The sequence below is a fragment of the Pseudomonas sp. WS 5412 genome, assembly GCF_012985615.1.
GTDB classification, from domain to species: domain Bacteria; phylum Pseudomonadota; class Gammaproteobacteria; order Pseudomonadales; family Pseudomonadaceae; genus Aquipseudomonas; species Aquipseudomonas shahriarae.
In genome coordinates this window covers 1-18757 of record NZ_JAARMB010000019.1, presented here as the reverse complement: position 1 = coordinate 18757, position 18757 = coordinate 1, and the positions used below count along the sequence as shown (strand labels likewise).

18 protein-coding genes are annotated in these 18757 nt (G+C 61.0%); 11 read left to right on the top strand and 7 right to left on the bottom strand.

The window, feature by feature from the left end:
* Positions 1-50 precede the first annotated feature (50 nt).
* Positions 51-3494 (top strand): hypothetical protein, encoded by a 3444-nt coding sequence (locus HBR94_RS21730; RefSeq protein WP_170045517.1) that lies wholly within the window; start codon positions 51-53, stop codon positions 3492-3494.
* Positions 3495-3572: 78 nt separating this feature from the next.
* Here the strand turns inward: HBR94_RS21730 and HBR94_RS21725 are convergent, their stop codons facing one another.
* Positions 3573-4166 carry a nitroreductase family protein gene (locus HBR94_RS21725; protein ID WP_120732150.1) on the bottom strand — a complete coding sequence of 198 codons (594 nt, stop codon included), beginning with the start codon at positions 4164-4166 and terminating at the stop codon, positions 3573-3575.
* 153 nt (positions 4167-4319) lie between these two features.
* Between HBR94_RS21725 and HBR94_RS21720 the strand changes: the two genes are divergently transcribed.
* Together HBR94_RS21720 and HBR94_RS21715 are read left to right on the top strand one after the other, a co-directional pair.
* Positions 4320-4769: a YcgN family cysteine cluster protein gene (locus tag HBR94_RS21720; protein ID WP_029292333.1), complete on the top strand. Its 450-nt coding sequence runs from the start codon at positions 4320-4322 to the stop codon at positions 4767-4769.
* A gap of 9 nt (positions 4770-4778) precedes the next feature.
* On the top strand, positions 4779-6011 hold the full coding sequence (locus tag HBR94_RS21715) for a hypothetical protein (protein ID WP_169989327.1): 1233 nt from the start codon (positions 4779-4781) through the stop codon (positions 6009-6011).
* Positions 6012-6585: 574 nt separating this feature from the next.
* Here the strand turns inward: HBR94_RS21715 and HBR94_RS21710 are convergent.
* From HBR94_RS21710 to HBR94_RS21700, 3 genes are all read right to left on the bottom strand, one after another.
* On the bottom strand, positions 6586-6927 hold the full coding sequence (locus tag HBR94_RS21710) for a DUF2892 domain-containing protein (RefSeq protein WP_170045516.1): 342 nt from the start codon (positions 6925-6927) through the stop codon (positions 6586-6588).
* 69 nt (positions 6928-6996) lie between these two features.
* Positions 6997-7464, bottom strand: coding sequence for an RNA methyltransferase (locus tag HBR94_RS21705; protein WP_057441281.1), 468 nt, complete (start codon positions 7462-7464; stop codon positions 6997-6999).
* A 182-nt stretch (positions 7465-7646) separates the two neighbouring features.
* Positions 7647-8021: a YajD family HNH nuclease gene (locus tag HBR94_RS21700; protein WP_038448187.1), complete on the bottom strand. Its 375-nt coding sequence runs from the start codon at positions 8019-8021 to the stop codon at positions 7647-7649.
* A 611-nt stretch (positions 8022-8632) separates the two neighbouring features.
* Here HBR94_RS21700 and rarD point away from each other — a divergent pair.
* Positions 8633-9517: an EamA family transporter RarD gene (rarD, locus tag HBR94_RS21695; protein WP_170045515.1), complete on the top strand. Its 885-nt coding sequence runs from the start codon at positions 8633-8635 to the stop codon at positions 9515-9517.
* A gap of 12 nt (positions 9518-9529) precedes the next feature.
* On the opposite strand, the gene HBR94_RS21690 is transcribed toward rarD, so the two are convergent.
* Positions 9530-10216 carry a hypothetical protein gene (locus HBR94_RS21690; RefSeq protein WP_170045514.1) on the bottom strand — a complete coding sequence of 229 codons (687 nt, stop codon included), beginning with the start codon at positions 10214-10216 and terminating at the stop codon, positions 9530-9532.
* An 81-nt stretch (positions 10217-10297) separates the two neighbouring features.
* Between HBR94_RS21690 and HBR94_RS21685 the strand changes: the two genes are divergently transcribed.
* The gene (locus HBR94_RS21685; RefSeq protein ID WP_057441276.1) at positions 10298-10579 is read left to right on the top strand and encodes a hypothetical protein; all 282 of its coding nucleotides are present in this window, start codon (positions 10298-10300) and stop codon (positions 10577-10579) included.
* On the opposite strand, the gene HBR94_RS21680 is transcribed toward HBR94_RS21685, so the two are convergent.
* Complete coding sequence (locus HBR94_RS21680) at positions 10576-12630, bottom strand: S9 family peptidase (RefSeq protein WP_170045513.1); 2055 nt, start codon at positions 12628-12630, stop codon at positions 10576-10578. The genes HBR94_RS21685 and HBR94_RS21680 overlap by 4 nt on opposite strands.
* A gap of 90 nt (positions 12631-12720) precedes the next feature.
* On the opposite strand from HBR94_RS21680, the gene HBR94_RS21675 reads away from it, so the two are divergent.
* Genes HBR94_RS21675 through HBR94_RS21665 form a run of 3 tightly spaced genes read left to right on the top strand, consistent with a single transcriptional unit; the run spans position 12721 to position 14546 of the window.
* Positions 12721-13185 (top strand): MFS transporter, encoded by a 465-nt coding sequence (locus HBR94_RS21675; RefSeq protein ID WP_225923868.1) that lies wholly within the window; start codon positions 12721-12723, stop codon positions 13183-13185.
* A gap of 30 nt (positions 13186-13215) precedes the next feature.
* The gene (locus HBR94_RS21670; RefSeq protein WP_057441274.1) at positions 13216-13992 is read left to right on the top strand and encodes a class II glutamine amidotransferase; all 777 of its coding nucleotides are present in this window, start codon (positions 13216-13218) and stop codon (positions 13990-13992) included.
* An 11-nt stretch (positions 13993-14003) separates the two neighbouring features.
* Positions 14004-14546: a DUF2937 family protein gene (locus HBR94_RS21665; protein ID WP_057958812.1), complete on the top strand. Its 543-nt coding sequence runs from the start codon at positions 14004-14006 to the stop codon at positions 14544-14546.
* Between the two features lie 551 nt (positions 14547-15097).
* Here the strand turns inward: HBR94_RS21665 and HBR94_RS21660 are convergent.
* Positions 15098-16024, bottom strand: coding sequence for a LysR family transcriptional regulator (locus HBR94_RS21660; protein ID WP_169960399.1), 927 nt, complete (start codon positions 16022-16024; stop codon positions 15098-15100).
* A 178-nt stretch (positions 16025-16202) separates the two neighbouring features.
* Between HBR94_RS21660 and HBR94_RS21655 the strand changes: the two genes are divergently transcribed.
* From HBR94_RS21655 to HBR94_RS21645, 3 genes are read left to right on the top strand one after another with little or no spacing between them, the layout of a single operon-like run.
* Positions 16203-16946: a 5-oxoprolinase subunit PxpA gene (locus tag HBR94_RS21655; RefSeq protein WP_057441272.1), complete on the top strand. Its 744-nt coding sequence runs from the start codon at positions 16203-16205 to the stop codon at positions 16944-16946.
* Entirely contained in the window at positions 16943-17647 is a 705-nt protein-coding gene (gene pxpB, locus HBR94_RS21650; protein ID WP_170045512.1) for a 5-oxoprolinase subunit PxpB, read from the top strand. Before HBR94_RS21655 ends, pxpB begins: the two co-directional genes overlap by 4 nt.
* Positions 17644-18558: a biotin-dependent carboxyltransferase family protein gene (locus HBR94_RS21645; protein ID WP_170045511.1), complete on the top strand. Its 915-nt coding sequence runs from the start codon at positions 17644-17646 to the stop codon at positions 18556-18558. Before pxpB ends, HBR94_RS21645 begins: the two co-directional genes overlap by 4 nt.
* The last annotated feature ends 199 nt before the right edge of the window (positions 18559-18757 follow it).

Genomic DNA, 18757 nt, shown 5'->3' with positions numbered 1-18757 from the left:
GCTGGCGGCAACGTGGGAGGCTCACTGACCTTAAGAAGGGAGGCCTCTCCATGCTTGAATCGCGCGCTGTTGCTTCGCAACCGTCTCTGGGGGCCATGCTGCCCGCATCGTTGGCTGATCCCGTCAGCACCCCACCGACGGAATCCAACCTGGCAACTGGCGGCGAAGAGGTCCGGATCAGCCTGGTCGAGGAGAAGCCAGGCCTTGAGGCTGCACTGGGCGACAGGCAGAACCTCAAGGTACTGGGGCAAAAGCTCTACGAAGTCGCCACCCGGCTGGGGGTAAACGCCACACCCCAGGCAGTGCAGGCCGCGTTGGCGCATACCCCCCTGGACATAGACGCCGGCTCCTCCTATCCCCTGGCAGACGGCAAGAGCGCCACTTTGGCGAGCGTCATCAGGCACCTGGGCCTGTTCCTGCCCCTCAGCCACTTTCATCTCACCAGCCTCGCCGATGCAGTCACTGCAAGAGCCCTGGAGCATCCCCTTGGGGATTTTGGCGGAGGGTTGTCGTGGCCGGTGCCCATGAGCCCAGATGAGCAACGCAGGCTGGGTGCGTTCGCCCAGAGCCACCTCGCAGAGCAGCCGCAGGGCGCACAAGGCCAGGGGCTGCTGGATTTTCTGGACCAGCGCCAGCCCGTTGCCACACCGGTACCGAGCAACCCCGTCAAGGCCCTGGAATCCCTGGTGAGTTCCGCTGAAGGGCAGCGGCTGGGAAAGCACCTGCAAGAGCAAATGGGCGGGATAGCCACCGACCGCAGCGTCAACGACTATCTGCTGGCCGCCATTGCGGTGCAGTTGGATCCGCAGTCCATCGCCGCGCCTCATCGCAACAAGGTGGCGGGTTTCGACCTGGCCAGCGATGCGCACTGGGGCAAACCTGCCTCCTTCGTGGTGGACAGGTTGAGCAGGCACCTGAGCAGTAGTGGCAAGACCAGCCCGCAGATGGCTGGGGTAGGCGCCTATGGGTTGCTGGCCCGCAAGGCGCCTGAATTTCTGGTCAAGGACATCCCGGACCGGGTGACCTATGGCAGCCCGGCCTGGGTCAGCCTGGCAATTGCTACGGCGACCATCGAGGCCCAGTCGCCGGGGAAAGTGCCGAACATGACCTTCGCCCAGGTCATGCAGCAGGCAGAAAGTGCGGGCGCGGCCGATCCTGGTCTTACCCGCGATGTGCAGCGGGGGGCCCTGGTGGACTGGGGCGTGGTCAATGGCCTGCTCGAACGCAAGGAGGATGAGCGCTACACCGACGCAGAGCTGAACCTGCTGCAAACCACCTTCAACACCCGCCAGCGGCAAATGATCACTGCCAGCCAGTCCTTGGATAAGGACATTCCCAGTCGCAAAGCGATGGCCCTGGAGGCGCTCAAGCAACGGTTTGGCGACCTGGGCGGGCTTTTTGAAGAGCCGTTGATCAACACCACCCGTCATCCCCGTGGCGGTCCCGGAACACCGGCAACCATATTGGTCTGCCATCATTCGCTGTTGGATATCGCCATGATGGACCTGCCGTCGCCGGCGGTGTTCTATTCGGCGGACAGCCGCATCCCCCTGGCCGAGTTGAATGCCAATCACCGATTTGGCATAACCGAGGCATTCAACCAGCAGTTCAATGACACGATCCGGAGTAAAAAGGCTGCGATCGCTGTCGCCATCAAACACCTGATCGCACAGCTTCCATTGGCGGATCGGAAGAAATTCGAATATGGAAAAATCACCTTCTATCAAAACCTGTCCCACACGCTAGGCCTTGGATTTACGGATAAAACCGATCATCCCAAGGGGCAGGAACTGCTGTTGAAAATTGAAGGGGAGGGTGAGCCTGCAGCATACGAAATCAACTTTGCCCAAGGTGTTATTCGATCGACGGACCTCTGGCGAGCGGATGTGCGCACTTCAAGAAAGGCCAATCTTGTCCGCGAGACCCGAGAGTTCGTACCGCGCAATGACGCTGTGCAGCAGAACAAACAAAGCGTTCCGGTAAGCAACGCGTTACTGGATAGCCTTGCTTCGGATCGCACTCGATACATCGCCGATGCATTTGTTGAACACCTTGATCTCGATGATCCCGACATAAAGGAACACGCGCGGGGGCAGACCACGTTGGACAAACAGCGGGGCAGGGCAGCAGTGGCTGAAGCGTATCTGTTGAGCCTTGTTCCGTTTTATTCGGCGATTGGCAATTTCCAGCAGGGTAATTATGGCGAAGGGGCTACTGACCTTGCGCTGGATATCTTTGGCTTGCTCAGCGCTGGCGCTGCAAGCGCAGGGAAATTGGGCCGATTGGGTGGGACTGCGTTATCCGCAGCGGCGAAGGTTTTACAGGGCGCAAAGATCATTGGGGCTGCCACGATCAGTGCATTGAACCCCCTTGGCGGGTGGGGCGAGTTGGCGGTCGGCGGTGCGAGGTTGGTCGGCAAAGGCGTTTCCAAAGGGATTGAGGCGGTTAACCGGCTCAGGGGGGCTTCCGGCAGCTATGACTTGTTGAAGGCGGTCAGTAAGGACTATGGCACCGCGGCCACGGGCACGTTCAGGGTCGCAGGGCAGCGTGTCGAGGGCGGTGCGGTGCTCCAGGGCGGCAAATGGTATGCCTTCGACGCCGACAAGATGCGGCCTTATGGCGGGCCTCTTGAAGGGTTCACCGCAGAAACCAAGGCGATGGGCGGCACGCTTGCCGTGGCGCGTATTGCGCCGGGCAGTGAGCTGAGCAATCGGATGCTGCTCGAGTACAGCGTTGCACCCGCAAGCATTGCCGGGCTTTCGCGCAATAGTCAGGGGGTCTACGTCGCGGCTGATGGCCACCTGTCCCATATCCGCCACACCGACAGCGCTGGTAAGACTGCGGTCTATGAAGTCCGCCAAGTCACCCGTACCGAGGATGGGGTGGTGCAGGCTCGGATCTATCACAAAGGTCGGCAGACACCGCTGCTGGTCCAGCATGTACAGGGCGATCAGTGGCAGCGCCTGCGTTTGCCCGGCGCCGCTCCGCAGTCGGTGGCAGACGATCTGGGGGAGGTGATTGGACTTGGCGGCGAGGGGGTCATCTACGCAAGTCGCGACGGGAAAAGTGTCTACAAGGATCTTGGCCCTACCTCAATCAAACCTCCCGCTAAATACGTCAGCATAGAGGCGATATCGCTGAATAAATATTATGGTGAGGGGTTTGCAAGTGTGATCATCGAGGACGGTCGTAAATATATAAAGATGGGCAAAGTCGATGGCGTGGATCTCAGTAAGTTTGAAAGAAACAGTTTGCCGCCAGAAGCGCGATCATTAATGGATGATGTATTGGCGCAGATGGAAGCCAAGGATATCTATCACAATGATCTGCAATTAAAGAACTTTATGTATTCGGCCAAAGACCAGAAGATTTATCCGGTGGATATGGATTCGCAGGGCGCGGAGTTTATGGTGCCGGTGGTGATGGCGGCTTATAAGCGACAGAAGGAGGAACTGCGCAGGGCGTTTGCCAGCCTTGTCGCTAAAGCCCCTTGAGCAACTTGCGATGCCCCCTGCCGGTGTTTAACGGCAGGGGGGGGCGGCGACTGCCCTGGCCACAGGCGGATCCCGTGCTTAAAGGTTGAAATCCCCTTCAGCCACCAACTCGGTCAAAGGCCGGCGCGGGCTGGGAGCCTCCCGGGCCTGCAGGTAGTCCGCCAGAGTCGATTTGTCACCGAGCTTGCCCACGGCGACGGCCGCGTGCAGCGCATAGCCCTCGGGGATTTTCAGTTCCTTGCGGGTCAGCTCCTGATCGAAACCGGCCATGCCGTGGGTGTGCCAGCCGCTGAGGCTGGCCTGTAGCGCCAGGTGGCCCCAGGCCGAGCCGGTGTCAAAGGTGTGCCACAGTGCCGGGGTTTCTTCACTGGCGCCAGGCACCGCAAAGTCGGTTTTCGAGATCACGATCACCAATGCCGATGCATGTTGTGCCCAGCCACGGTTGAATTCGTTCAGCAGGCCCAGATACCGTTGCCAATCCGGCGTATCGCGCCGCGCGTACAAAAAGCGCCAGGGCTGCGAGTTATAAGCCGAAGGTGCCCAGCGTGCGGCTTCGAAGAAGCTCAGCAGGGTTTCCACCGCAATGCTCTCGCCAGTAAACGCACGCGGCGACCAACGGTCGGTGAACTGCGGATGAATCGGATAATCGGCAACGCGTGGCTCAGAGCTCATAAGCGCATCCTGATGAAAAAAACGGCCTTCAAAACTACGTCGCCGCTGCACGTCTGACAAGTCTCGCCTTACCGGCAGTCGTAAGCGCTTGGCCCCAGGGGGCTTGGGCACTAGACTGGCGACCTTTTCACCTACCGATACTGATGTAGAGCCATGGCCGCTAAAGTCGAACCTTTCTGGATACGCAAAACCCTTGAGCACCTCGACCAGGAGGAGTGGGAGTCGCTGTGCGACGGCTGTGGCCTGTGCTGCCTGCAAAAGCTTGAAGACGAAGACGACAACAGCGTCTATTACACGCGTATCGCCTGCAAACTGCTGGACCTGAAAACCTGCCAGTGCACCGACTACCCTAACCGCCGGGACTCGGTGCCCGATTGCATCCAGCTCACCCCGGGCCAGGCCGACCAGTTCAAGTGGCTGCCGCCGACCTGTGGCTATCGCCTGGTCAGTGAGCGCAAGGATTTGCCGCTCTGGCACCACCTGGTCTGCGGTGACCGCGATGCGGTGCACCACGAACGCATTTCCCAGTCCGGCCGCATGCTCAGCGAAGGCAGCGTGCCCGAGGACGATTGGGAGGATTACCTGATTTTCCGCGCAGGCTGAGGAGAGCGTATGACGGTCCAAGCCAAGCTGGCGGCGAGCCTGCTGTTGCTGGGGTTGAGCGCGTCGGCGTGGTCGGCGAAAAAGGTCGACCTCGATTATCACGTCAAACTGTTGCCCCAGAGCGATCAGGCCGAGGTGCGCCTGAGCCTGTCCCAGGGTTCGGCTGTGCGCAGCCTGAACTTCGACCTGGGTCGCGACGGTGACTACAGCGACTTCAAGGCCGATGGCCAGTGGCAGGTCACGCCCGACGCGGGGGCCAGTCGCGGCCTGTGGCAGCCGGGCGCCGACAAGGCCAGCCTGACCTACCGCGTGCGCCTGAGCCATGCGCGCAAGGCCGGCATCTACGAGTCGCGCATGACCCCCAGTTGGGCGCTGTTTCGCGGCGAGGATCTGGTGCCGGCGGCTCGCCTGGACCAGCAGGACGGCGTGGAGTTGGTGTCCCGGCTGACCTTCGAGCTGCCGCCGGGCTGGAAAAGCGTCGAGACCGCCTGGCCACGGATTGGCAAGCACAAGTTCCGTATCGACAATGTCTCCCGGCTGTTCGACCGGCCCACCGGCTGGATGGTCGCCGGCAGCCTGGGCAGCCGCCGGGTGCGCCTGGGCGAAACCGAAATCACCGTGGCCTCGCCCAAGGGCCAGGCCATGCGCCGCATGGACGTGCTGACCTTGCTGACATTTGTCTGGCCCCAGGTACAAGCGGCGTTTCCCCGGCATCCGGCCAAGCTGCTGCTCGTGGGCGCCAGTGACCCGATGCGCCGCGGCGCGTTCGCCGGGCGCGATTCGGTGTACCTCAATAGCCGTACGCCGCTGGTCAGTGAAAACGGCAGTAGCCCGTTGATCCGCGAAGTGGTGCAGGCCATTGGCCGGTTCAATGACCATCAGGGCAGTGACTGGATCAGTGAGGGCCTTGCGGAGTATTACGCCATCGAACTGCTGCGTCGCGCAGGCGGTATCAGCGATGAGCGTTATGGGGCGATACAGGCGCGCTTGAGCAAGGACGGCAAGGGCGTAACGACGTTACGCGGTGAACACGTCAACGGCGCCACAGTGGCGCGGGCAGTGGTGGTGTTGCAGGAGCTGGATCGTGAAATCCGCCTGAAAACCCACAACAAACGCTCCCTGGACGACCTGACCCAGGCACTGATGCGCCTGGACAGCTTCAGCACCAAGGAGTTTGTGCAGTTGGCCGAAAGCGTGATCGGCCAATCCTCGGTGGTGCTCGACAGCAAATTGCTGCGCTGAAGCTCAACGGTGGAAGCAGGTTTGTGTAGGAGTTGGGTCGCCGCATCGCTGCGATGGCGGTCTACCAGTGGCCAATGTGCTGACTGAGCTACCGTCATCGCAGGCAAGCCAGCTCCCACAGGAGTCCGCGCATGCCTCGACGATCAGGCCGCCTCGCTTTGCTTTTGATCTTGATCTTGATCTTGATCTTGATCTTAGGCGCCCCGTTAAACCACGCTGGCCGTCATCCGATTTTGATTTGGGGGGTAACCCGGCAGGACGCCGGGTTAGCCGCGCTGGGCCATGGATGGCCCATCGCGGCGGCCCCCCAAATCAAAATCGGATGACGGGCACACCGAGCCTAGGCGAGGTGCCGAGTGGTGGGGCAAGAGCCCTTTTGGTTACTTTTGGGGCTCTTTTCCAAAAGTGACCCGCCGTAAGGGCGGAACCAATAGCCGCCGTTACCGCAGTAACGGATATGTACACAACCCCAAGAACCACTAGAGAAACTAGAGAAAAGAGCTGTGTAGATACCTATGCTGCGCCCCGACAAGCCAGCTCCCACACAAGCCAGCCCCCACCTTTGGCTTGTACCTCAGAGCGCGGTTTTTTCGGCAGCCACTTCAGCCCGAGTCTTGAGATTCTTCAGTTCCTCACCCGCGCGCTCAATGCGGGTGCGCACGCTATTCATATCCTGGCGGCTTTTTTCCAGCAGCGACTTGGCCGAACTATGGCCGCTGATCCCGCGCGCCAAGGCCACACCACCAATCGCCACCTGGATCAGGCCGAAAAAGCCACCGCGGCGAATGCCCTTGCCCATCATCACTACGCCACCGGCCAGTGAGCCAATGCGCTCCCAGCCCTGGACGTTCTGGGTCGGCTGGGTCTGGAACGGTGTCGATTCAATCATGGGTTTGAGGGTTTTGCTGTCGCTCATGGTCTGTCTCCAACAAAGGGCCATAGATATGCAACTGACTGCGGGCCAGAGGTGGATGTTCCCGCCAAATCAGTACTTGGGCCCCGAACGGGTGTTATTGCCCTTAGCCAGGCGATCGTAGAGCACCACGTTGACCGTGGCCGCGAGGTTCATGCAGCCGGTGGTCGGGATGTAGACCACATCTTCGCACCACTCGCGGATCTCTTTATCGAGGGAGCCATCTTCGGGGCCGAAGATATACAGCGCGCGATCAGGATGGGTGTATTCCGGCAGCGGCCGGGCACCGTCCACCAGCTCCACGGCAACCGGAATGCAGCCCAGGGGCAGGATCTTTTTCAGGTCGTCGATGCCGATCAGCGGGATGTCGTGGTGGACTTTCTTGGTGTCGGTAATAAAGTCCCGGGCCCGCTCATAGCGTTTACCGGTGTAGAACACCGAAGCCACCCCATAGCAGCCAGCAGCGCGCATGACCGAACCGACGTTTTCGGGGGATTTGGGGTTATACAGACCGATGCAGCTGTAGCGTTTATTGCCCACGGGAGAGGGTGCCTTCGAGAAAAACCGCAATTATACGGGGATTGCTCGAGCAGCGGTCGCTATAGAAATGGTGTGTTTGGGCGATTGTCATCGCGGGCAAGCCCGGCTCCCACAGGTGAACACATTTCAAATGTGGGAGCCGGGCTTGCCCGCGATGACGTCGCAACGTTCAGCGACGACCGTCAGTCGTCCTTCTTCATCAACCCCGCCAACGCCGCAAACGGGTTGTGCGTGGCCTTGGCGATGGTCGGGCTGCTGGTGGAGCCTTCGCCGAAATACTGTTGGTCGGTATAGCGCGAGTGCTCGTTGTCATGGCAGTACAAGCAGAGTAATTCCCAGTTGGAACCGTCCTGGGGGTTGTCGTCATGGTTGTGGTTACGGTGGTGCACAGTCAGTTCGCTGAGGCGCTTGCCGGCGAATTCACGGGCACAGCGGCCACACACATGGGGGTACATTTTCAGGGCTTTGTCGCGGTAGCCCATTTCCCGGTCGCGCTGGGCATCGGCAAGGATGCGGTCCAGCTTGGCGGTGTGGGAGGGCGGGTTGCTTGAGCTCATCATGGCTCCTGTTTTCTAGTGGATCACGGATGGCGTTGATTCTAGCTGCTCGCGGGGCAATAAGCCCTTGGCTTTTTCAGCCCGGGTGCCGGCTGGCGATGGGGTGCTGTGGAGCGGGGTAATAATGCCCGCCTATCTATTTAAAAACCGTTGGGAAGTTAAAGAGCGCAAAAGTTAGTCTGGGGCGAGAAAGTGTTGGACTAACTTTGCCAAGTTCTTTAATGTGGCGCCTCTTGGCCCACCGCCGCTGTGGTGTCGAGTATTCAATAAGCCTGGTCTTTCCGGGCGACCGTTAGTTTCCCGTGCAATCGGGTTTTCCCATCACGATATCAGCCTCCGCGGCTGGCGTTGTGGCGTTTCAAATCAGAGGCGCTCGTCCAGAGCGTGCTGCTGCCTATCACCGAAGTCGGGTAGGTTGAAGAGTCTGATGATCGTCTTTCCAATAATAAAAACGACGAATTACCCTGTGCTTATAAATTCATGACTCTGGAATTATATTCTATGTGAGTTGTAAGTTTGTGGTGCGTGTTAATAAGTTTTGATGCTCATTTTGCTTATATTCAACGGCTCGGTCTTCAATTCAATACATGCAATTTGTTGTAGAGGCTGTTGTGTCTAAAGGTGTTGTTCTGGCGGTTTCCGCTTCCTTCCTGTTTGGCGTGCTGTATTTCTTTACCTCTCTTCTTGAGCCCTTGGATGGCCAGCAGATATTTGCCTGGCGAATCCTTATTTCGTTGCCCTTCATGACGCTGCTGCTCGCCCTGTCCGGGGATTGGCAAAGGGTGCCGCTGATCTACAAGCGCTTGCGCGAGAAACCGGCCTTGCTGCCCTGCGTGGTGCTGACCAGCGCGCTGGTGGGGGTGCAGTTATGGATCTTTATGTGGGCGCCGCTCAATGGCCACGGCCTGGACGTTTCCCTGGGTTACTTCCTGTTGCCGCTGACCATGGTCATTACCGGGCGTATCGTTTATGGCGAACGCCTTTCCCATCTGCAAAAGATTGCCGCCGTGTTGGCTGCGGTGGGGGTGGGCAATGAGTTGTACCGCACGGGTGGGTTTTCCTGGACCACCTTGGTGGTCTGCGTCGGTTACCCGCTGTATTTCGTCCTGCGCCGGCGCTGTGGCACCGACAACCTGGGCGGTTTATGGCTGGACATGATGCTGATGATCCCGGTGGCGCTGTGGTTCATCCTCGGCGGCCACCCCATCGGCGAGACGCTGGCGCAGCGCCCGGCGTTGTACTGGCTGGTGCCAGTGATGGGCCTGGTCAGTGCGGCGGCAGGTTACTGCTACATCCTCGCCAGCCGCCTGTTGCCCTTTAGCCTGTTCGGTCTGCTCAGTTACGCTGAGCCGGTGCTGCTGGTGGCGGTGTCGCTGATGCTGGGCGACAGCCTCAAGCCGGGCCAGTGGATGACCTACCTGCCCATCTGGCTGGCGGTGGTGGTGCTGGTGCTGGAAGGTTTGCGGCATCTGAATCGCCTGCGCCGCTCGATCTGACCGGCGCGCCCTTCAGCCCTTGAGTTTCTCGGCAATCCAGATGGTATGCCGGGTGCCCTTGTTGCCATGGGCAAAGACTTGCACTTCCTCGGCCTTGAAGCCGGCCTTGCGCAATTTGTCGCTGAACTGCTTGTCGGCGCTGGCCGACCACACTGCCAGCACGCCCTTGGGGCGCAGGGCCTTGGCGCAGGCGCTGAGGCCGCCGGCGGAGTACAGCCAGCTGTTGGCTTTCTGCGTCAGGCCTTCGGGGCCGTTGTCGACGTCGAGCATGATTGCATCAAAGCCCTGGGGCTCGGCTTGCAGCACCTTGGCCACGTCTTCCAGGCGGATCACGGTGCGCGGGTCCTGCAGCGGGTTGCCGGATTTTTCCCCGAGCGGGCCGCGATTCCACTCCACCACGCCCGGCACCAATTCAGCCACCACCACTTCGGCCGTCTTGCCCAGGTGCTTGAGGGCCGAGGCCAGGGTGAAGCCCATGCCCAGGCCGCCAATCAATACCCGTGAACCGGGGCGTCCGGCGACCTTGCGGCAGGGAGTCTCTGCCAGGGCATCTTCGGAACCGTGCATGCGCGTGTTCATCAATTGCCCGCCGTCACCGCCCTGGATCTTGATCACAAAATCCTCGCCGTATTCGAACAGGCACAGGGCGCCGCCGTTATCGGGGATCGGGGTGGTGTCGAGCAGCACGAAACGTTTCATGGAAATTTCATTGGGAAGGGCATTCTTGCGCGGTTGGGAGTAGCCTTGGGACTGGTTAACAGTCAGGCCATGGAGCCATCGATGAAGTGCAGCATTCTAGCGGTCATTGTAGGAAGTGTGCTCACATTGGGTGCCGCACATGCCCAGCAGTTGCAACCGGTGCCGAACACGCCGGCGACCACCACCGGCGCGCCGGGCACTGCAACGCCGACCCCGTATCCGCAAATCACCCCGCCAACCGCACCCAAGCCACAAGGGGCCGGGGTGCCGTTGCCACCGATTGAAATGCCCAAGCCGCCCAAGGACCAGACCTTGCCCGGCCTGCAGCAAAACGACAGCAAGCCGAAGGCGGCGGGTTCTTAAACCAGCCCCAGGGCCTTGAACACAAAGGCGTATTCCAGGGCCACATCACGCAAACCCTGGTAACGGCCGCTCATGCCGCCATGGCCGGCGCCCAGTTCGGTCTTGAGCAGCAGCAGGTTGTCGTCGGTCTTGGTGGCCCGCAGCTTGGCCACCCATTTGGCGGCTTCCCAGTACTGCACGCGGCTGTCGTTATAGCCGGCGATCACCAGCATCGCCGGGTAGGCCTGGGCGCTGACGTTTTCGTAGGGCGCATAGGCCTGGATCCGCTCATACACCTCGGGCTCCTGTGGGTTGCCCCATTCGTCATATTCGGTGACGGTCAGTGGCAGGTCCGGGTCGAGCATGGTGTTGAGTACATCGACAAAAGGCACTTCGGCAATCGCCGCCTGGAACAGCTCCGGGCGTTGGTTGAGCACGGCACCGATCAACAGCCCGCCGGCGCTGCCGCCGCTGATAGCCAGTTGTTTGGAGGTGGTCAGGCCCTCGGCGATCAGGTGTTCGGCGCAGGCGATAAAATCGCTGAACGTGTTTTGCTTGTGCTCCTGCTTGCCGGCGCGGTACCAGGCTTCGCCCAATTCGCCGCCACCGCGTACATGGGCAATGGCAAACGCTACGCCACGGTCCAGCAGGCTCAGGCGCGCATGGGAAAACCACGGGTCGAGGCTCGAACCGTAGGCGCCGTAGCCGTACAGGTACAGCGGCGTTGGCTGGCCCACCTGGTCGCGCTTGACCACCAGGCTGATCGGCACCTGGGTACCATCGGCAGAAGTGGCCCATAGCCGCTGGCTGACATAATCGTCGGCATTGAACACGCCCAATACGGGGGTTTCCTTGAGCACTTGCTGCGCGCCGCTGGCCAGTTCCAACTGGCGGACCTGGGCCGGACGATTGAGTGCTTCATAGCGCAGGCGGATCTTGTCGCTGTCGAATTCCAGGCTGTTTTGCACGTACAGGCTGTAGGCCGCGTCTGGTAACTCCACGCGGTAAGTCGGCAGGCCTTGTGGGTGCACGTCGATTACCGGCAAGCCGCCAATGCGCAGGCTCAGGGTCATGGCCCGGGCGTTGAGGGTCACGCCATCGAGCATCACTGCGTCATCGTGGGCAATCAGGTTGTGCCACTGGTCTTTAGTGGGCACGCTGCCGTTGTCAGCCGCCTGGAACAGCGCAAAGTTGATGCCCTCGCGGTTGCTGCGGATAAACCAGGTCCATTGGTCGTCCAGCTTGCCGTGGTCGACATCGTATTCATGACCTTCAACCCGTGGCGCCAGGCAGGCAAATGCCTGTTGCGGCTGCTCGGCGTCCAGGGCCCAGACTTCGCTGGTGGTCTTGCTGCCCAGCGACAGCAGCAATTGGCGCTCGGAACTGGAGCGGTAGCAATGCAGGAAAAAGCGCCCGTCGGGCTCGTGAAACACTTCTTCGGCGGCGGTGCCATCCAGCCGATAGCGATACAGCTTGTGCGGGCGATGGGTGTCGTCCAGTTCACCGAAGAACAGCGTCAGGCTGTCGTTGGCCCAGGTCATGCTGCCGTCGCAGTCTTCGAAGGCCAGTTCACTGACCTTGCCTGAAGACAATTCCTTCACGTACAGGGTGTAGATCTCTTCGCCGTTGGTATCCAGGCTGTAGGCCAGGCGCTTGTGGTCCGGGCTGATGCTGAAGGCACCGAGGGAGAAAAAACCACCATTGGCCAGCACATTCGGGTCCAGCAGCAATTCTTCGGCGCTTTCGTCGATCTGCTGGCTGTCGTCGGCCGGGCGTGGGCAGCGGTAATGCCGCGCGTATTCGTCACCGGCAGTGGTGCGTGTGTAATACAGGTACGGGCCCCAGGGCGAGGGCAGTGACAGGTCGGTCTCGAGGATACGGCCCTTGATCTCCTGGAACAGGCTTTCGCGCAACGCGCTCTGCTCCTCAAGTTGTGCCTCTTGCCAGGCATTTTCGGCCTTGAGGTAGTCGAGCACCTCGCTGTTGTCGCGCTCCTGCAACCAGGCGTACGGGTCCTGGCCTGAATCCTGGCGGGCAATCGGGGCGGCAGCGGCGTGGGTCGATGAAGGCATGGATCACTCTCTGTCTGGGGGTGAGCCGACGGCGTTGCAGCCGTGGCACTCAAAAGCCGTTATCATACGGGCCTGTTTGCCTACCTTGCCATGGACACCATGACCGAGAACGACTATCTGACCGCTTGGGGCCTCTACGCCTTCGCCGCTTTGGGCTGCCTGCTGGTGTGGTTTCGCCTGACCCGCTGGATCTGGCGCTGGCTGCGCGAACCGCTGCGGTTGCTGATGGCGGTGCTGCTGTTGAGCCCGACCATTGTCGACCCGGTCAAGGAGCAATTCGCCCCGGCCGTGGCCATCACCGCCCTGGATCTGTTGCTCAAAGTGGGCAATAACGCCTGGCGGGCGGTGTCCGACTTGCTGATGTACGCCATGATCGCCTTTGGCCTGTACCTGGTCTTTGTGCTGATCCGCTGGCCCATCGAACGGGCCGCCAAGGCCCGGCGTGAGCAGAAAGCCGCCGCTGCGGCAGCGGTTGCGGCCGAGCCTGAGGACGACGAACCCTATGGCCGTGCGCCGGCCCCCGTCAGTGGTATGCGGGTCGAACCGCGTCTTTAACGTTGTTTGCCCAGCATCGAGAGTCCTGGCATGTGTGAATTATTGGGCATGAGTGCCAACGTACCGACCGACATCGTGTTCAGCTTCACCGGGCTGATGCAGCGCGGTGGGCGCACCGGGCCGCACCGCGATGGCTGGGGCATTGCCTTCTACGAGGGCCGTGGCTTACGGCTGTTCCAGGACCCGGCGGCCAGCAGCGAGTCGGAAGTGGCGCTGCTGGTGCAGCGTTATCCGATCAAGAGTGAAGTGGTGATTGGCCATATCCGCCAGGCCAACGTCGGCAAGGTGAGCCTGTCCAATACCCATCCGTTCGTCCGCGAGTTGTGGGGGCGCAATTGGTGTTTCGCCCATAACGGCCAACTCGCCGACTTCACGCCCCGGGCCACGTTCTACCGCCCGGTGGGCGATACCGACAGCGAAGCCGCCTTCTGCGACCTGCTCAATCGCATCCGTGAGGCGTTTCCCGAGCCCGTGGATATCGAGCAGGTGCTGCCGGACCTGATCGCCGCCTGCGCCGAATACCGCAGCAAGGGCGTGTTCAACTGCCTGCTCAGTGATGGTGATTGGCTGTTTTGCTACTGCTCGACCAAACTGGCGCAGATCACCCGCCGCGCACCCTTTGGCCCGGCACGCCTCAAAGATGTCGACGTGATCGTCGATTTTCAGGCCGAAACCACGCCAAACGATGTGGTGACGGTGATTGCCACCGAACCCTTGACCGAAAACGAGACCTGGACCCGTTACGAACCGGGCCAGTGGAGCCTGTGGCGGCGCGGCGAATGCGTCAGCCAGGGCACAACTGCATAAGGACGTTGATTATGTTGCTCAGCTATCTGCGCCTGGTGTTGTTTGCCATTGGCTTGTTGGTCGGGGTGCAAGTCCCGGGGTTTATCAACGACTACGCCAAGCGGGTCGAGGCCCATTTGATCGAGGCCCAGACCGGCCTGCGCGGTTTTGAAAGCACTGCGCAGCAGTTCTTCAAAGGCGATTTACAGGCCCTGGTCGCCCATTACCGCGCCAGCGATGACCCGGTATTTCGCAGCGATGCCAACAGCCTCGGCAGTTTGCTCGATCGCCAGGTGGCGTTGGACAAGCAGTTCCAGGCCATGCAGGGGCCGTGGTACATCCGCGCCTTGCAGGTGGCGGTGGCCGCCGACCCGGATATCCGCCGGGAAACCTGGAATGGCTACAGCTACCAGATCCTCCTGACCCCCGAGGCCATGGGCTGGGGTTTGGGCGGGGCGATGCTGCTGTCGTTCGGCCTGGAGTGCCTGTTCCGTTTGATTGACTGGGTGGTGCTGGGCGGCAAGCGTCTGCGCCAGAGCCGGCCGATTGAAGAGCGGGACCTCAAAGGCCTCTGAATACGCCACAGATCTCCCGGTTGGAGCCAGCTCCCACCGGGAGGAATGCAGCTTCACGCTCTGGCTCTGCTTTTGATCCGGCTTTTGATCTGGCTTTTGATCTTGATCTTAGGCGCCCCGTTAAACCACGATGGCCGCAGGCAGGTATTGCGCAGTGGGCACCCCCGGCATGGATGCCGGGGTAGCCGCGACACGGCCATGGATGGCCGATCGCGGCGGGCCCACGGAGCAATGCCTGACTGCGGGCATGCCGAGCCTAGGCGAGGCACCGAGTGGTGGGGCAAGAGCCCTTTTGGTTACTTTTGGCTGGGCCGGCACTCCGGGCTCTTTTCCAAAAGTGACCCGCCGTAAGGGCGGAACCAATAGCCGCCGTTACCGCAGCAATGGATATGTACACATACCCAGAGGATAGCGGTGTAGATACCCATGCTGCGATAGCGTCACCGCGGTGCAACCGATGTACCGAGGTGCTTGCATCGCAGGCAAGCCAGCTCCCACACAAACCAGCTCCTACACAAGCCAGCTCCCAAACAAGCCCACGCCTGCTAGGTTTAATCGGGTTTCTTCTGGTTGAGCACCATGCGCTCTTCACCCACTTCCTCGGCATACCGCGCCGCTACGCTTTGGCACAGCGCGACGATTTCCTCCACCAACTCCACCCCCACCCGCCACGACACCACCACCTGCAGGTTCGGCAAGCGCTGCGCCATGGGCAGCAATATCAACTCACCCCGCGCCAACTCTTCGCTGACCAGCACCGGCGGCAACGCGCCGATACCGAAGCCGTCGCGCAGCAAGCGGGTGATGGCCGACACCGAGTTCACGCAGTTCATGCGCGGCGCCGCGACGCCATGGGCTTGCATCAGGCTCAGCACATCCTGGTGCGGATGGGAGTTTTTCGAGTAGGTGATGATCCGTTCCTGGGCCAGTTCGGCCAGGGAGGTGTAATCACGGTTGTAGATCGAATGGCTGGCGACGATCCAGCCCATGGGGTGGCTGGCCAGCTCCAGGCTGCGCACTGATTCCTGGCGCAGCAGGTCGGTTTGCAGGATCAGGTCGAGAAAGCCTTTTTGCAGCTGATCGCAGAGGTTCAGCGCTGTATCGGCGACCAGTTCGATTTCCACCAGGGGGAAATGGTTCATCAACTCGGTCACCAAGGGGCTGAGCCAGGTATGAATCACCGTGTCCATCACGCCGATACGGATGCGTCCGACCTTGCTGCTGGTGGTTTCCAGCGACTGCTTGAGCCCCTGCATGGTGATCATCATCTGCTCGGCATACTCGAGCACCTTCACCCCATCCGGGGTCAGGCTCACGCCACGCGAGTCACGCAGGAACAGTTTCACCCCCAACTCGCTTTCCAGCACCGCAATGCGGCTGGAGATCGAGGCCTGGGTGGTGAACAGCTTCTCTGCCGTGAGCCGGAAGCTCTTGAGTCGGGCCACCCAGACGAAGGTTTCGAGGAACTTCAAATTCATGGGATCAACTTTTTCTTATGCATGGATCGGTTTTTATTAGTTGGACGCAACAGGGGCTGCGCGCCAAAAATCGGGCTGTCTCACGATAAGCGTCGTCGGGGCTTAGGACAACATCGTTGCGAGATCTTGGTAAAAGATCCCACACTACAAAAAAATAAAGCCTACAGGAGTCTTCACCGTGAGCCGCCTGCTATTGAACTGCGACATCGGCGAAAGTTTTGGCGCCTGGACCATGGGTCTGGATGCCGAGGTCATGCCATTCATTGATTGCGCCAATATCGCCTGCGGCTTCCACGCCGGCGACCCGAGCATCATGCGCAAGACCGTCGCCCTGGCGTTGCAGCATGGCGTGCAGATCGGTGCGCACCCGGCGTATCAGGACCTGGCAGGTTTTGGCCGGCGCTCCATGGCCTATACACCTCAGGAAATCCAGGACCTGCTGCATTACCAGATCGGTGCCCTCGATGGTATTTGCCGGGCCCAGGGTGGCCGGGTCAGCTACGTCAAACCCCATGGTGCGATGTACAACGACATGATGGCCAAGCCTGCGCAACTGCGTGCAGTGATCCAGGCCGTGGCGGCGTATGACGCCAGCCTGCCATTGATGCTGATGGCCACCCGTGACAACAGCGCCGCCCAGGCCTTGGGGGATGAGTACGGCGTGACCCTGTGGTTCGAAGCCTTCGCCGACCGCGCCTATGACAACGCCGGGCACCTGGTCTCGCGGCAGTTGCCGGGTGCTGTGCATCACGATGCGCAGGTCATTCTCGAGCAGGCCTTGACCATTGCCCGTGGCGAAACCCTGGTTGCCAGCGATGGCAGCCCCTTGCTGTTGCAGGCCAACACCCTCTGCGTGCATGGCGATAACGCCAGCTCGGTGGCGGCGGTGCAGCGTATTCGCCAGGCGTTGACGCCAGCATGAACCCACGGATTGAAGTGGTAGCCATCGACTGCCTGATGGTGCGCCTGTTTGACGTGATCGCCGAAGACAACATGCCCTGGATGCTCGCTGCCACGCGCCGCCTGCGCGAGGGATTTGGCGCGGCGCTGGTGGACCTGGTGCCTTCCTACACGACCCTGATGGTGCATTACGACCTGCTGGCGCTGAGTCCGGCACAGGCGCGGGAACTGATCAATCAGGCCCTCACGGGCTTGCAGCCGCAGGCTCAGGGCAGCGGGCAGTGTCATGTCTTGCCGGTGTGGTACGACCTCAGCGTCGGCCCTGAGCTGACCTTGCTCGCCCAGCGCAGCGGGCTTGCGGTCAACGAGGTGATTCGCCGCCACAGCCAGCATCAATACCAGGTCTTTGCCCTTGGTTTTGCCCCCGGTTTTGCCTTTATGGGGCTGGTGGAAGAGCAACTCGCGGCGCCGCGTCTGGGTACCCCGCGCAAACGGGTGGCGGCGGGCAGCGTCGGCATTGCCGAGCGCCAGACCGCAGCCTATCCGGTGGAATCCCCGGGTGGCTGGAACCTGATCGGGCGCACCCCGGCCAAATTGTTCGACCGCGAGCGCGACGGCTACAGCCTGATGCAGCCGGGCGACAGTGTGCGTTTCGAAGCCATCGGGCGTGCTGAATTTATCAACCTGGGTGGCGATGACACGCCCTTGGAGGCCCAGGTATGAGCCGCTTGTTGATCGAGGCCAGCACCGCGCTGTGCTTGTTGCAGGATGCTGGGCGTTTTGGTGTGCGGCATCTGGGCGTGACCCAGGGCGGCGCGCTGGATTGGGTGTCGATGTCCTGGGCCAACTGGCTGCTGGGCAATCCGCTGGATGCGCCGGTGGTGGAAATCACCCTGGGCGGTTTTACCGTGCAGGCCGAGGAGCTTTGCGTGCTGGCCCTGGCCGGCGCGGACCTGGGCGCGTACATCGACGAGCGCGCCATCAGCCCAGGCCGCAGTTTCATTCTGCAAAAAGGCCAGCGCTTGCGCTTCACCCAACCCCACCGCGGTGCACGGGCTTACCTGGCGGCGCCAGGCGGGTTTGACGCGCCCAAGGTGCTGGGCAGTTGTGCCAGTGTCGGGCGCGAAGCCCTGGGCGGGCTGGACGGTTTTGGCCGGGCCCTGGCTGAAGGTGGGTCCCTGGTGTATTCCGGCACCGGCAGTGAGTTGCGTGAGTTGCCGGTTGAGCGGTTGCAATCTACCGCGCCCCTGGACGTGATCCTCGGCGCGCAGATCGGCCAGTTCAGTGGCCAGAGCCTGTTCGATGCCTTCAATACCGAATGGACCCTGGACAGCCGCGCCGACCGCATGGGCATGCGCCTGCTGGGCAAGCCGTTGGCGTATCAGGGGCCGTCGCTGATCTCCGAAGGCATCCCGTTGGGTGCGATCCAGGTCCCGCCGGATGGGCAGCCGATTGTATTGCTCAATGATCGCCAGACCATTGGCGGCTACCCGCGATTGGGCGCGTTGACGCCATTGGCGTTGGCGCGCCTGGCCCAGTGTCTGCCGGGGGAGAAGGTGAGGCTGGCGCCGATGATGCAGGAGACGGCGCATCGCGAGCATCTGAGCTATTTGCAGCGATTTACGAATCGCTAAAGGCATCGCAGGCAAGCCAACTCCCACATTCAGAATGCATTCACATATTTTGCTTTGTGAATGCAGTCCAAATGTGGGAGATTCTATGGTTTTGGGGAAGCCCCCAAAACCGCTTTTGACTGGTATTCGCTCAGGTTTTTCATGAGCGAAAAGGCGATGCGCGCCAGCTTGCGGCCAATGATGACCAGGGCTTGAGTCG

Bases quoted from the DNA above. Each gene is read 5' to 3' on its own strand.
- HBR94_RS21730 (WP_170045517.1), top strand. From the start codon at position 51: ATGCTTGAATCGCGCGCTGTTGCTTCGCAACCGTCTCTGGGGGCCATG.
- HBR94_RS21725 (WP_120732150.1), bottom strand. From the start codon at position 4,166: ATGAGCTCTGAGCCACGCGTTGCCGATTATCCGATTCATCCGCAGTTC.
- HBR94_RS21720 (WP_029292333.1), top strand. From the start codon at position 4,320: ATGGCCGCTAAAGTCGAACCTTTCTGGATACGCAAAACCCTTGAGCAC.
- HBR94_RS21715 (WP_169989327.1), top strand. From the start codon at position 4,779: ATGACGGTCCAAGCCAAGCTGGCGGCGAGCCTGCTGTTGCTGGGGTTG.
- HBR94_RS21710 (WP_170045516.1), bottom strand. From the start codon at position 6,927: ATGAGCGACAGCAAAACCCTCAAACCCATGATTGAATCGACACCGTTC.
- HBR94_RS21700 (WP_038448187.1), bottom strand. From the start codon at position 8,021: ATGAGCTCAAGCAACCCGCCCTCCCACACCGCCAAGCTGGACCGCATC.
- HBR94_RS21690 (WP_170045514.1), bottom strand. From the start codon at position 10,216: ATGAAACGTTTCGTGCTGCTCGACACCACCCCGATCCCCGATAACGGC.
- HBR94_RS21685 (WP_057441276.1), top strand. From the start codon at position 10,298: ATGAAGTGCAGCATTCTAGCGGTCATTGTAGGAAGTGTGCTCACATTG.
- HBR94_RS21680 (WP_170045513.1), bottom strand. From the start codon at position 12,630: ATGCCTTCATCGACCCACGCCGCTGCCGCCCCGATTGCCCGCCAGGAT.
- HBR94_RS21675 (WP_225923868.1), top strand. From the start codon at position 12,721: ATGGACACCATGACCGAGAACGACTATCTGACCGCTTGGGGCCTCTAC.
- HBR94_RS21670 (WP_057441274.1), top strand. From the start codon at position 13,216: ATGTGTGAATTATTGGGCATGAGTGCCAACGTACCGACCGACATCGTG.
- HBR94_RS21665 (WP_057958812.1), top strand. From the start codon at position 14,004: ATGTTGCTCAGCTATCTGCGCCTGGTGTTGTTTGCCATTGGCTTGTTG.
- HBR94_RS21660 (WP_169960399.1), bottom strand. From the start codon at position 16,024: ATGAATTTGAAGTTCCTCGAAACCTTCGTCTGGGTGGCCCGACTCAAG.
- pxpB (WP_170045512.1), top strand. From the start codon at position 16,943: ATGAACCCACGGATTGAAGTGGTAGCCATCGACTGCCTGATGGTGCGC.
- HBR94_RS21645 (WP_170045511.1), top strand. From the start codon at position 17,644: ATGAGCCGCTTGTTGATCGAGGCCAGCACCGCGCTGTGCTTGTTGCAG.